The sequence below is a fragment of the Roseimaritima multifibrata genome (assembly GCF_007741495.1).
Taxonomy (GTDB): Bacteria; Planctomycetota; Planctomycetia; order Pirellulales; family Pirellulaceae; genus Roseimaritima; species Roseimaritima multifibrata.
This window is the reverse complement of the sequence record NZ_CP036262.1, coordinates 1,569,471-1,582,814: the sequence shown is the minus strand read 5'-3', so window position 1 is coordinate 1,582,814 and position 13,344 is coordinate 1,569,471. Positions and strand designations below refer to the sequence as shown.

12 protein-coding genes and 1 tRNA gene are annotated in these 13,344 nt (G+C 51.6%); 3 read left to right on the top strand and 10 right to left on the bottom strand.

Translation table 11 applies throughout. The features are described from left to right. Positions 1-75: 75 nt before the first annotated feature. Together FF011L_RS05950 and FF011L_RS05945 are read left to right on the top strand one after the other, a co-directional pair. A tRNA-Val gene (locus FF011L_RS05950) sits at positions 76-149 on the top strand. Between the two features lie 85 nt (positions 150-234). Next, the gene (locus tag FF011L_RS05945) at positions 235-1,242 is read left to right on the top strand and encodes a tyrosine-type recombinase/integrase (protein WP_218933041.1); all 1,008 of its coding nucleotides are present in this window, start codon (positions 235-237) and stop codon (positions 1,240-1,242) included. Between the two features lie 120 nt (positions 1,243-1,362). Here FF011L_RS05945 and FF011L_RS05940 read toward each other — a convergent pair whose 3' ends face one another. The 9 genes from FF011L_RS05940 to FF011L_RS05900 all read right to left on the bottom strand — a co-directional run bounded on the left by FF011L_RS05940 (position 1,363) and on the right by FF011L_RS05900 (position 11,335). Continuing rightward, positions 1,363-2,565: a hypothetical protein gene (locus tag FF011L_RS05940; protein WP_145350752.1), complete on the bottom strand. Its 1,203-nt coding sequence runs from the start codon at positions 2,563-2,565 to the stop codon at positions 1,363-1,365. A gap of 470 nt (positions 2,566-3,035) precedes the next feature. Further along, on the bottom strand, positions 3,036-3,293 hold the full coding sequence (locus FF011L_RS05935) for a hypothetical protein (RefSeq protein WP_218933040.1): 258 nt from the start codon (positions 3,291-3,293) through the stop codon (positions 3,036-3,038). A gap of 467 nt (positions 3,294-3,760) precedes the next feature. Next, positions 3,761-3,994, bottom strand: coding sequence for a helix-turn-helix domain-containing protein (locus tag FF011L_RS27195; RefSeq protein WP_218933039.1), 234 nt, complete (start codon positions 3,992-3,994; stop codon positions 3,761-3,763). 33 nt (positions 3,995-4,027) lie between these two features. Next, complete coding sequence (locus FF011L_RS05925) at positions 4,028-4,768, bottom strand: hypothetical protein (RefSeq protein WP_145350749.1); 741 nt, start codon at positions 4,766-4,768, stop codon at positions 4,028-4,030. Continuing rightward, positions 4,765-6,321 carry a type IV secretory system conjugative DNA transfer family protein gene (locus FF011L_RS05920; protein ID WP_145350748.1) on the bottom strand — a complete coding sequence of 519 codons (1,557 nt, stop codon included), beginning with the start codon at positions 6,319-6,321 and terminating at the stop codon, positions 4,765-4,767. The genes FF011L_RS05925 and FF011L_RS05920 overlap by 4 nt, the downstream gene beginning before the upstream one ends. 12 nt (positions 6,322-6,333) lie before the next feature. After that, complete coding sequence (locus FF011L_RS05915; protein WP_145350747.1) at positions 6,334-7,050, bottom strand: hypothetical protein; 717 nt, start codon at positions 7,048-7,050, stop codon at positions 6,334-6,336. Positions 7,051-7,082: 32 nt separating this feature from the next. After that, positions 7,083-7,712 (bottom strand): hypothetical protein, encoded by a 630-nt coding sequence (locus FF011L_RS05910; protein ID WP_145350746.1) that lies wholly within the window; start codon positions 7,710-7,712, stop codon positions 7,083-7,085. A 37-nt stretch (positions 7,713-7,749) separates the two neighbouring features. Further along, positions 7,750-8,463 carry a hypothetical protein gene (locus FF011L_RS05905; protein ID WP_145350745.1) on the bottom strand — a complete coding sequence of 238 codons (714 nt, stop codon included), beginning with the start codon at positions 8,461-8,463 and terminating at the stop codon, positions 7,750-7,752. 55 nt (positions 8,464-8,518) lie between these two features. Beyond that, positions 8,519-11,335, bottom strand: coding sequence for a hypothetical protein (locus FF011L_RS05900; protein WP_145350744.1), 2,817 nt, complete (start codon positions 11,333-11,335; stop codon positions 8,519-8,521). 401 nt (positions 11,336-11,736) lie between these two features. Here FF011L_RS05900 and FF011L_RS05895 point away from each other — a divergent pair, with 401 nt between their 5' ends. Next, positions 11,737-12,771 carry a hypothetical protein gene (locus FF011L_RS05895; protein ID WP_145350743.1) on the top strand — a complete coding sequence of 345 codons (1,035 nt, stop codon included), beginning with the start codon at positions 11,737-11,739 and terminating at the stop codon, positions 12,769-12,771. Here the strand turns inward: FF011L_RS05895 and FF011L_RS05890 are convergent. Next, on the bottom strand, positions 12,768-13,247 hold the full coding sequence (locus FF011L_RS05890) for a hypothetical protein (protein WP_145350742.1): 480 nt from the start codon (positions 13,245-13,247) through the stop codon (positions 12,768-12,770). The genes FF011L_RS05895 and FF011L_RS05890 overlap by 4 nt on opposite strands. Positions 13,248-13,344 lie beyond the last annotated feature (97 nt).

Sequence of the window (13,344 nt, the reverse complement as noted above, 5' to 3'; positions counted from 1 at the left end):
AGGGGCAAGGTTTCAAACTCTGTACGAACAGCCGTTGCTGTTCGTACAGAAGGACGTTATCTTGTCGCAACGCAGGGGCGATTAGCTCAGTTGGTTAGAGCGCTGTGTTCACACCGCAGAGGTCACAGATTCGAATTCTGTATCGCCCACTAAGGAAAACCTTGCCTTTCTGAATCTTGCTCCCAATCATTAAACCGTCAATGCACGTATTAATGCACGAATTGGAGAGCAACGATGCCCCGCAAGCCAAAACCTTTCTTTCGCAAACAAACGAAAAGCTGGTACTGCTCCATCAATGGACGCCAGATCTCGCTCGGGAAAGATAAGAAGCAGGCAGAGCAAAAGTTCTACGAACTGATGACCGATCGTGAATCGGTCGCCGCTGATGTCGGGTCGCTCTACGACCTATCGCAGGTCTACCTGGATTGGTGCCAAGCCAATCGGAAACCGACGACCTACGATAGCTATCTTCACTACCTCAAATCGTTCATCCAGTCCGTTGGCAAACGACTGAAACCGTCTCAGCTGAAAACCCATCACGTCACCAAATGGCATGAAGGTCTCGCCATCAGCTCGACAAGCCAGAACGATGCCGTGTCGAAAGTTCAGCGGATGCTGAACTGGGCAGTCGAACAAGACTACATCAGCAGAAATCCCATTGTCGGGATGAAAAAGCCCAAACGAAAAAGACGAGACATTTTCTACTCCCCCGAACAATGGGCACAGATTCGTGCAGAAGCGACCGGCCCGTTTGTAGACTTCCTGGATTTCCTCTACATCACAGGATGCCGCCCCAAGGAAGCCCGCACAATCGAAAAGCGGCACCTTCATAGCGGTGATCTGATCATTTTCCCCATCGATGAATCCAAAGGGGAAACCGACTCCCGCGTGATTTACCTGGTCCCCGAAGCCCAGGAAATCGTCAATCGACTCGCCCAGGAGCACCCGACCGGGCCCGTCTTCATCAACACGAGAGGCAATCCATGGAGTAAAGACTCCATCAAGTGCCGGCTGACGCGGATATCGAAAAAAGTAGGGTTCCGAGTAATTGCGTACGGTGCCAGACACTCATGGGCAACGGAAGCACTTACGACCGGAGGCATCGATCCTATTTCCGTAGCACATTTGATGGGGCACAAGGACCCGTCCATGGTGGCCCGCGTTTATTCCCACATCGCCAAGAACCCAAATTTCTTAAGGCAACAGGCAATGAAAGCAGTCAGCGGACGCAACTCCGCTTGACCATCCACCTTCTAGTGCGAAACCCCAGAACGTTTCAGTTTTGAGTCTAGATGGCAGCAGCACTCCTTGCCAAAGCTCGTGCCTAATTTACGAAGGCTGCATTTCTCTCACTTAGCCAAATCAATCTTCACTCTGCCATTTAAAGAATGCGGGCACTTCATTGCGGTCATTCGTGTTTGCAACTGAAATCGGGCGAACCCATCCTCCAGCGGACGGGAGATATTCTTTGTACTCCTTTGGAACGCTGATCACCGGATCGAACTCATGATACGATGAACGAATTGCGAGACAGATCGCGTATGTGTCTTGAATCATTTTGCTAGTCATCGATTCTCCGACCTGATATCCGTCCACAGTTGCTGCAAATTCAGAAAGCAAAGCATCAAGATCTGAATGATCGTGCCGAGTTGCAGCAAACTGGGCCTCCCAACTGAGAACTGCATGAAGTTCTCCAAGCTGCCCCTCACGTGCGTTCACTCGCAAAAGCGATTTGCCTTTGTCCAAAAATTCTCTTCCACTCTCCAAATCACGGAGAATATAGTAGGTCTTCCCAACGTCTACATAAGCTCTCGAAATGACGATCGACGGAAGATCTGAGTTCGCTGCAGCTTCAACCGCACGGCTGAGGTGATATTGCGCCAGTTCTAGTTCGCCGAAATCTATGCCTGCCCGTGCAATGCGAATGTGATCTGCAGGCAACTGGACATCTGTAATCCTTTGAGCCTGACGAAAATAGTCGAGGCGACTCGCAGATTCGCATTCGACACAGCCAAACGGAGACACCTGAACGGCTACCGGCCCTTCGTAAACTGGAATTTGAACGACATATTCCTGAGTCATCAATTCGCCATCGGCCCCTTTTACATTTCGTGTTCGGGTTTCGGTACGAATTTGGGATGCTCGAGGCAGCCGGAAAAATGCACGATACTCGCCTTTCACACCCTTGAAGTAGATTTCCAGTTGAAGCGTATGCTGCATACCACCTTCAAAGAGTCCAAATGGCCTTTCCCCCTGATATCTCGTTTCTGAAGCCGCTAATCCGTCAAAAATTTTTCGACGATCCTCCTCGCTAAATCGCTTCTCCATCTGCACGTACTGGGTCACCGTATGACTATAACGCGCAGCAGCCACATACACCGAAACCGCAGCGATCGCGACTCCGACAATCGAGGTGAACATTCCGAGGATAATTCCCCACGATTGCAAGCGTTCATGGTCAGCGCACAGCTTAGCAAACAACGCTTTCAGCTTTGCAAATACTCCAGTGTCTTCCCCTGTACCTAATTCCGAGCCAGAATCGGTTTCGTCAGCCTTTTTTGCCATTTTCCCCAATCTTTTTTAATTTGCGAGATGATTAAGATAGCAAAAAACGTAGGGAAGTGTTTGCGAGGGAGCCCGGTCGCTCGCGCACAAAATTGAGGTCTTGCGGCCTCACCAAAGTAACAGCAGCCAGATTTCAAGTCAGAGCGAATCGGATTACTCTTCATCATCAAACATTAGCAGTGATTCACCGCCGCAGTTGAATACAATGACAAATAAATCCTGATTAGAGCTAAGTATTGTCCACGCTCTCGATTCGGCGTGTTTCATTGCCTCAGCCACAATGCAGCCGGTTTTGCTTAGGTTCGAGCAGTCCAATTCCTCATGATCGAGAACGTCACCAGGGTATGGGTAACTACCATAGCGCAGACTGATTTGCATTCAATCGGAAGAAACGTAAAATTGCCCAATGACCGTAGGCAGCGTGGATTTGCCGGTCAGTGAACAGTCAATGCGTCAGCATGTTAACCCGGCTAACGGATGCACTCGTTCCAGACATGTCCGACGTAGTTCTGGATTGCCAGCTCAAACGGCAAACCGAATTCATCCATTCCATCTTTTCCAGCCGCCACTAAAAAAGCTTCGGTCGCTCCAGCTTGTCGGATGTCGTCGTACTGCTCCCAAAACGCCATCGTTTGAGTTAGCTCCAGGTGCTCTCCCTGCTCTGTTCGCAAGACTCGGGTTTCAGGTGCGAGCCAAGCTTCCATCTGTTCTTCATCTGTGGTCATCATCGTCTCCAATCGTTGCTACTGAGTAGTCTAACATTTCCGTTGGTCGGAGCGCAACCTCTAGCCGCGTCCACGCCCCTTTTTGGGCTGGTGACGTTTTCCGATCGTCTTGGCACTACGATTGAATTGACTGCGGCGCGGACGTGCCTTTTCAGGCATGGTTCGCGGTAGCTTTCGACTGTTAATCCGGGACATCGCTAAACTGATTGCGGGAGGTAAGGGCATGCGGGGAATCTTGGGCGTTAAAGCCAAATTGGGTGCAGGCAACTTCTTCATAGGCAAGTTTGAGGCAGTTAGCTTGAATTGTGCCTGCGACGACAATTTCTGCCCCCGCTGATTAAAGGTGGCTGCCAGCTTCTTCTCAGGTCGCGACGAAGCACTCTGAAAGGTACTTCGTGACTCTGCACTGCGCTGCTTAATGTGTCGGTAGGTCATTACGTCACCTGTGCTGCAAGTGTTTAGGGATAGGATTAGAAGTGCCGTTTCGCGTTGAGAAATTCCGCAGGAGTGCACTCAACTCGCTGCGAGTCCAAATACTCTGTAATTGCATCACGGTGGATACGAATACACCGTCCAAATCGATAGCAACTTAGCTTGCGCTGCCGTATCAGGGCGTACACGGTTGATTCAGACACGGCCAAAATCGCTGCGACCTCCCGTACGTTGAGTAGAAGCGGTTCGCTGTGGGGAACTGGACGAATCATTGTCGGCATACCTCAGAGTCGAAAGTGATGGAATTAGGCGTCGATGTCCTGACCTACAGTGGACTGGGGTTTGGGCTGAAAAGTTGGATCCGATAGTCGTAGTGCGGCATTGCACACGGTATTGAATTTGCGACAAATCGAAGTGGGCATTTCTGCGATCGGAAACGCACGTCGGTCGGGTGGTCCCGGCATTTTGCCAGAGGCGATTTGAGGCCAAGTACTGACAACCAGCAGAAGGCAGCGTTTAGATCTTCTAGCCATTTGCTGCTCCTGGCTCTCCGTGCTCCCATACGGATCGATGCGATCGTCGGTGGAGATAAACTCCAGGCGAATCCGTCGAGCTTTTAATCGCCGAGGAAGGACAACTCCGTTCCGATATCGCCTGCACTTAAAACCAACTTGCCGACGGTTGATGTAGATGCGAACCGTGGAGTAAAAAACCCTTTCGGCAAGCCACGTCTTAAGCGTTTTGACACAGCAGTGCTTAACAACTTTGAACCAAACCTGCATGACGATCCCTGCCCCAAAGATTTGCACGAGTAGGACAAATTGTCGAACTAGCTCCGCCTCAAAGGGATACTCTCCGATCCACTCCCAAGCCTTAAAGGCGACCCAGAAACTGCTGGCATATAAAAGCGATTGAGCAATTAAACCTCCCATCGCGAGCCCCCAGCCGGCAGCATGGCGACCGACGATCATGATTTCTCCATTGCTATCGTCAAAGTAAAGTGGAGGATAAGGCGGCAAGGCAGCCGTTCGATAAATACGGATCATGTATGCACCTCGTCGAACCGATTCGCAAAAATGGAGTGTTTGTCCAAGTACGCCCGTTGCGTGATAGCAGGCTTATGCGAGGGCCTAAGAATTAGCTGTCGCAGCTGCGAGTCGTCTCGGCCAAAGTACTGCTCGATTTCATGAGGCGCCATCAGCGGATCGGACCCGACCTGATACGAGTCACCGCCCATGCCATCGCCGGTTTGCTGGCCATACGTCGCAGCGGAGCTTGCATGACTGAGCGTGCTTGTATTGCCCAGCCTTTTGGACAGGTACTCAAGCGACATCTGATCGGCAACGGCAAAGGCTTGTATGACTCCCGCGTTACTAAGGAAGATCTCAAAATTTTCAGAGTACAAGTTGCGGATTTGTCCAAGACTGTGCGCGCATACTGCCAGTCGCACCCCGAGCCCGGCAAGCAATGCAGCACCTTGCTCCACCACTTTCATTCGCCCCAACGTATGGAATTCATCGAGGTAGAAAGTGCATTGGTAGCGAGATCGGATACGGTGTTCTTCAAACTGAGCCAGATGGGCCTGGATAATGAATCGTTGCCATCCGGCGCACGTCGATTGGTACTTTGCAGGCAAGCTACTGAATAGCGAGACGCCCCCGCTGGCAAGAACACTAGGATCATGCTGAACCGGAAGCAGCATGCAGTTTTGAATGGCCTGGATCGACAAAAACCCCAAGTGTCGCCGCAGAGTCGATACGATCCCACTGAATTCTGTTTCGGAGCAGTCAAACAACATACGAGCTCCGTCGCGCACGTACTCCAACTCGCTGCTCATCATTTCAACATCTAGGGAAAAACGACTTTCATCGACCAACGATGGCTTGGCAATTTGTGTGATTGCCCGCCACAATTCGACCCCATTCCGAATTCCTTCATACAATGGGTGTGTTGCTAGATGTGCCGCGATCGGGCCCAATGCCATTTTTGCCTTCTCATCCCAATGCCGTTCTCTGGCATTGACATCTTCCGGCACAAACGAATCCGCGATGATCGTTGCACGCTCGACAAGCCCCTCTATCCCGCTGCCCATAACGAAGCGAATCGGACAGATGCCGACCCTGTACTCCCGAGTTCTAGAATCGGCACATAACATGGGGTCGATTAACCCACATACCTTTTCCTGAGCCAACGCGTGGTAGCGAATAAATTGAGAAGCCAAGTCTCCTTTAGGGTCGATCACAAACGAACTTGCCCCCGGTGGCGACAAGGCCAAGTTCGTGCCTAGCACGCCTCGACCTTTTCCGGAGCGACTGGATGCCAATAAAAAAATGTGATTGTCGATTGCACAGGCAAGCGGAACGCCCCCCGTGACATAACGCGAGGGGCGCCCCTCACGGGTAAAACCATCTTGCTGAGCCTTCCCGCCGACAACCCCAATGAACCATTTGTTGCAATCGTTGACCGCCGGATCAAAACGCAATGATCGCGTAGCAACCAAATTCTCCGGTGCTTCGAAATGGGCGTCGGGACGGGCACCGATATCGCCAGGACGACGACCACGGGGCAAATCCGCCAGTAAAGAATGGAGCTTTGGCATGGTCCTACTCCTCTAGTACCATTGTGGAAGGTCAGGATCGGCTACTCGGTCACTGAAAATCGCGACATCGCTTCTTTCAAACCCCGCGAGGTCAACGATTTTGAACCAACGTGTCCGTTCCTCCTCGGTCACGCAGTACAAAGCCAACCGACCACCTGCCCCACGGTATCGCTCAAGTTCGGCAAGCATCTGATGCCCCTCCTGACTACGTGTCGCGCGGTTCGGCTCCGTATCAACCATGTCAGAGTAGATAACCGTCAGCAGTCGGCCTCCAGGCTTCAGGGATGGTGCGAGATACTCGTTGGCATATCGAATCGATTTCCCCGTTGCCACAAATACTGGCGAAAACGTGTTCGGCTCTGCGGCGGATTCCACCAGTTCCAGCAGAGACTCAGGTGCCTTGAATTGTTTCCTGAACTCGTTGGCGCCGCCTTCGAAGAGGACGACGTTGTCGCGGGCCTGCATCTGGCTAATGGTTATGCGAATGTCTTTGCCTGCGTTCTGCTGCATAAAATCGACAATCACTTTGCTCATCAATGGCCCCCCTTGCATTTCAAAGGTGCGGCGAAATGATGACGAAGTATCGACAATGATGTTTAGCGTTGCGTCGTCCAAGTCGCTGTCGAACATAGCCGGACTTTGGTCCGTTTCGACTGGAACACAGCCTTCCGAACAACAAATAAGTAGTACAGTGAACAAGAGTTTGAGGGCATCGTGGAAATAAGACATCTGTTCATTCCTTATGGGGGATGGAGGTGAAACTACTCTTTGTGTTCAGTTACGTAATCACTGTGGTAGGCTCCAAGCATGGCGACCGCCGCGATCCAAAGCACCGATGTGACTAACGGGACATAGACCGGCGTTTCAGTCCAACCACCACCACCTTCGGCCGCTACGCCGTGGTAGAACAGCACGGCTTCGGAAGAAAGCACAGTCACCGCAATTACGCTGCGAAGGATCAGCCAGGCCTTTCGGTTTTTCCAGTCCGCGGTGATCTGTCCTGGCTTGGCAAGACACTTGAACACATTCGCCCACAACACGGCTGTCGCTGCAAACAATAGGGCAGCCATCAGAATGGCAAGATCCAAGCGTTCTATCCCCTGGTACTGGGAAATTTGTGCGGCACCTGAAATTGGCAATCGGCTCAAAGGCATTTGCGTAACAGCCAATAGGGATCGCAGGCCAGCTGCAGAGACTTCTGCACTGACAATTAAACCCGTCGGTAACGCGATCGCGTTGACCGCGTAGTACTTCAGCCTCTTGCCAAGTGGCTTACGAACAACAACATCGCTTGCGGGCAAGCGTAAATCATCGTTGGATTCTTGGACCTCCTCAGGTTCACTGCTGTCCCCAAACGGATTAGTGAAGCTATCAAGTTTCTCGAATGGCATTGAGCACCTTTTCGGTGAAATGGGTGTGGCAAAACAACTAACCGGAGATTCGCAGCGGGCCAGCGTTCACGTCGATCATCTCCTGCCGCGCTTTCGCAAGTGCTTCTTCCAAAGCGAGGACAATGGCCTGGAAGTCGACCGCACTTCCCTTCGATCGTCGTTTGATGACAACGTTTACACTCTCCGAAGAATGTTGAAACAACGGACCGGAAGCTTTGGAGCGTTTCCCAGTCGACGAACTTTCCGGTTTCGGGCGACGTCCAGTAAATTTCTCGGCAGCCTTAATGTTGATGGTCTCCCCACGCTCAGCCGCAGCAATGGCATTGTCTCGCGCGTCATCCGATACCCACGTTTCCGCCAATTTGTTCAATGCTTGAGGGATGAATCGCTCTAGCACCGCAGGTTGATCTTTCAGTCGACGGCCGAAAACTTCCCATACCAGCCGCATGCGATATAGCTTGGAACGCGTGATCCCAACTTCCTTCTCAAACTCCTGGATAAGTTCCTGACGAGGTCCCGACAGGAGCGTCATCGCAACAAAAACGATCCCGCAGGCCCTTAGGTACCCCAGCGACCGCGCGCCGGTTAATGCGTCGCACAAGTTCCCTGCAACATGGCTGACCTCACGGTCCGTCAATGCCTCCAGTTGCTTGACAAGCGTGAAATGCTCTTCCTGCGAAAGCTGATCAACGATCTTGGCGCCCAGCCCTACGCCACTAGATTGCTTAAGAAGTAAATCCAAAATCGACATAATTGAATCCTCCATCGAGAAACCGAAAACAAATCAAACAGGTACCATTGCCCGATCATTTCGTCATATTTGTCAATTCTTCAATCAATGCGTCCGTTCCTGAAGCAGCTCGAGCGTTCTCCGAATTGCAAAGCTGCTGAAACTGGGCAGATTTCTCAGCGCTAGTGCAAACCGCCAGCACACGATTACAAGCAGGTGCTAACGCAAGCCATCGCTCAACCTTCGACGACAAGTCCGTGATGTCACCGTTGATGTAGTCTGATGCGACGATCAATATTCTTCGGTTCGGATCTAGCGTGGAGCCTGTCTTGATCGCTTCGCTTCCCGCATGTATCAATTGCCCCATTTCAGGGTCTCCACCCAACGGCCCGATATCGGTTGTAAATTCCTTTAGCTTCGCTCGCGACGGTGAGCCGCCAGTGACAATCTGCAGAGGGAACTGCCGCGACGCCTTGTCGCTAATTACTAACACCCCAATTCGAAGCCTTCCGAGCACCGGACCCAGATCGTCGCAAATACGGTCAAGCGTGCTTCCGAAGTCCCGCAGAACACGCACCATCGAACCACTCCCGTCGACGCATACAAATACGTCACACGACATTGCTGACAATTTCGTTGGATCGCCTCCACCATCCTGGATCACTTGTTGCAGGGACCCCTCCTCCCACCTCAGACGTGGCATCAGTGCACTTGCGTCGAACGGAACCGTAATGATTTCACGGCTGCGGGGGGTCTCCACGGGTAGAACGTCATCCTCCACCCGAGTGTCAATAATGACCTGCTCGCCTGCTGGCTGCCCACTGTGAACGGGCATGAAGGATTCCGAGAACATCCCCGCGAGAGACAGGTCAGGCGATATCCGTGTCAAATGTGCCCCGTTCAAACTCGCAATGTAAGTCGCGCTGAAATCCCGAATCAATTGCCCGTGACGAAGGTTGTCGCCAACCTTGCCAGAAGGAACGAAACACTCCACCTGAGTACTGCGAGGCAAGGAAGGGTTATCAGTAAACGGCCCTGACTTGTCCCCAATCCATCCGGTGGACGGAACTTGATGATTCCGCATAGAAAATCCGGCATACTCTGGATCGTGGTAAACGATCGACCCCAAACAGACAATCTTGCAGGGTGCTTGCTTGTTCCTCCGAAGATCCTGGACTGACCGAGCGATCCCAATAACCGATGGAGTTGTTTCAGTGGGAACTGGCGGATTGCTGTAGAAAGATTCAATGCCTTGCCACTCCGCAGCGAAATACGGATTCGCTTCACGCTGGATCTGATCTCCGTAAGGCACATCGATTGCAGCCGCCAAATTCCGGTCAGATCCGTGAACTACATACAAGCGAGCTCCGCCAGGTAACCGACTGAGAACCATATCCTTCAACAACTCGCGAACCGTAGATGGTGCGAAATCGCCATTATCGAACACGAAGTACTCGATCTCGGGAAGCTCAGCAGCCGCCCCAGCTTGCTGGTTGCCATCCTGTAGTGGTGGAGCGTTATGGCACCCCAGGGTCAACGCGAGGACGAAGCCCATCCATGCCAAAGTTTGGCCACCCTTCAGTTTCGCCAGTAGTTCGTTGACGTGATCAAGCATCGTATTGGCGGAACGGAGAGTCTCAGCAAGTTCCTGCTCACTGGACAATCGCTGACGTGCTTTGTCCAACGCACCCTGCAAAATGGGATCAGCACTTTTACATCGCTCTAAGAACCCCGTGATCTGCCGTTTCGTTGCTTGGTTGGCAACGAATGCTGCGCCGATTTTTCTCAGGTCCTGATTCGCCTGATCGAGTAGGACCGACTTCGTCACTTTGGCCTCCAGCAATTTCGAAAACCAATCCCACGCCCACGAAATCGCAAACGTATTCGTTAGAGCCATCACTGAAGAAAGCAAGGCAACGAGCGACCAGTGCAGGCCCGAACTAGAGGGTGGCAAGCGATTAGTAATCGAACTACTGCCCGGTGTGCTGCACGTTACAAAAGCAAAAAACCAAAGGGCAAGCAAAGCTCCCAGAAACAAGCTGATGCCCATCCACTTCGTGACTTGGTCTGACCAAAAGAACCCTGGCTGTTTGATTACTTTCAGCCCAATCAGCATGCAGATAAGCGGAGCGAAACACGCTGAGGCACAGACCCAAAAACCGGGTTGGATAGTGGGTGCAGTCTTTGTTGCTCCGGGGAGATCAAAAAGCGGCCCAGCGGTGATCTGGGTTGCAAAGAGCTGAAATTCAAGTGGAACCGAAATCAACGGAATGACTGCGAACATGCAGGCTATCGCAACCACGAACCAACCTGCATCGGTAAAGCCACCGAGCCATTTCCGAAAAGAGGGGAACGTCAAGATTCCCAGTCTGCTCCAGGACTTTCGCTTCCGACGTGAGGTCGCCCCCGGCTGTTTTCGATACCGTGGGTTCCAAGAATAGTGGGTCTTATGAGGCGGCGCCGAATCGCGGCGGCGTTTTGCCTTCTTTTTTGCCTCCTGTAGACCCTTGTGGCACGCCTCGACTTCTTCCAGCATCACAAGGTGACTCGCAATAATCTGTTGGTGCTGAGAAATCACGGAAGCGTAGTGCCCTGGGTTTTCAGCCAGGTTTTTTAAATTGCGTTCACTGTGCGAGATTTTTTCAATCGGCAGGCAGTTCCGATGCATTTTCTCGGTTGCATCCGTCAGTTCGCACGGCGAGTACTGTGAATCACCGGCCACTGGCTTAAACCCAATTTTCGGCAATTCCGTTTGCCCATGATCCGGAGGCGAGCGTTCGGGCTTCGCGTCGGCCCCATTTCTCCCCGACTGACGACGGTGCCCCGCATTGCGGTCAGCGTTCCGAGACGAATGATTGTTTGAGTTTCCACCCTGCGGGATACCATTGAGCATCTGGATTCGTCCTATATTGCGGTGATTTGCAAAACGCATACAACGACTTGCATTGATACATGGAACAGTAGAGTTCCAAACCCAAGTTCGAGCATGTCCGACCGCCTAGCCTTCATTCGTTGCGGGATACCGGGCACCTCGCTTGCCGACTTGATACTAAAGACCTATTAAGTCGCGACAACTGGCAGTTCTAAGAAGAAACCGATGGCGAGAATGCCATGGTGAAAACAGGAAGCAAGAGCGGCAATTTCGTCTATTCTTGCCCTGGCATTTTTGGAAAAGTCCTCAAGCTGCAAATCAACAGAATACAAGCCAAGAAACTTGCTTTCTTGAATTCATCCCATTAAGTTCTTAAGTGCTTCGCGCCCACCTCCCCACCTCTACCCCATGGAAGAGTTGCCATGCCTGCCATTGACTTAGGTACCTTCAACAGTCTGTTTGATCTAAAGGAAATGACTATCGCAAAATTGGCTAGGCTTTCGAAAGTCTCACGAGCTACGATCCGGAACATTCTTAAAACAGGACGATGCACTGAGAAGACGCTTCACAAGATCTCTGGTCCTTTAGGCACCACAGCAGACTGCCTGATCGCTCACGACCGGGCAAACACGATCATCTGCGATGTTTTGAAGGAAGAATACAAAGACCTGCTGCGTGACGTTCTTCATTCGGATGCGTTTGTCGTTCACGCGGAAGAAACCGTTGGTCTTTTTGACGCGGATGTCCTGGCCTTCGCTCACCAAGTCAAAAAATCTGATCTTGATTCGTGTAACCTCTCACCAAACGGTCGAAACCAAGTTCACACGGAGTTGTGCCGAGATGGACTTTTCTACAAGAAACCCAACCCTCACCATCCCACAATCTTTAAGTATTGCTGTCGAATTTGGTCTCTGGACCAACTTACAGACAATCTAGAGCTACGCATCGGGATTGAAATTCTCTGCGCCAAGCGAGCACTCAAGTTGATCGCACGCGATCCTGCAAAATCCCTCGCGATCCAGCGGGAAATGAAGCGTTTGCTGGATGGCATGGAGGAACTTAAACCCAGTTTGGAAAGCAATCCCGATGACAAAATTGCGGACCTAGCGCTCAGGTATGACTCCCGATTTCATAGAGCCTGGGCTGGTGATGCGCCTGACCACCGCGCCTCGATGGGGAGGGCGATTTTCGGGCACGGGCAACTGACTCATCACTATAAATACGAAATGGCCAAAGCGAGGAGAAAGAGCAATTTCCCCGCAAAACAGACAACGCTCAGTGACTTGGCGCTGTATAGCCTAAATGACCTGCGGGGAATCTACGATGCATTCGTCGCTATCGATGATCCGACCGACTCCAAGCAAGTAGATCCGCTTCTGGATCTGATTGAGCAGCACCCTCGCAATAACTGGGATCGCATCGCTGCGATTCATCAATTTAACTGCGAAAACGCTTAGAGATAGTCGAGCGTCCCGATATCTGCGAAGGTTTTTTCATTCTCGTCAGATTCGCTTTCGGAGAAGTTAAAGAAGTCAGTTTCACGTCGAATGACTTCTTTTAAGGTACTGGGGTCGTCCTTATAATCATTCGGATTACTGGCCACGGTAGCTTTGAAAACCTCGTACCACGACTGAGCCCTCCAGTGGATCTCGTCCAAGTCTTCCGGTGACAATCCAGATTCGCTTGAGTCAGGAAACCCGTCGATCGGATAATTGGTTAAGCGATCTACCCAGTAGATCGCATCTTCCAAGTCAGAAAAATTGCATTCGCCGTACCACGCAATCTGCGCGGTTTGCAGAAGGTACTCGCAGGCGAATCGGTAATCAGCTGCTCTCTCGCAGTCTAGACTCGGGTCAGCCTGATACTTTTTTAAACGGGATTCGATACCCTTTGGTAGCTCCATTGAGCCAGCATAAAACGATGATTTAGTCATTGTCAATTGCTTCTTTGAAGGTAATTTATGACGACAGGAAGCCAGCGTACTTGCTTCGGACCACCGTGAAACCTGGAAAGTTAGTTTTTTTCTTTTC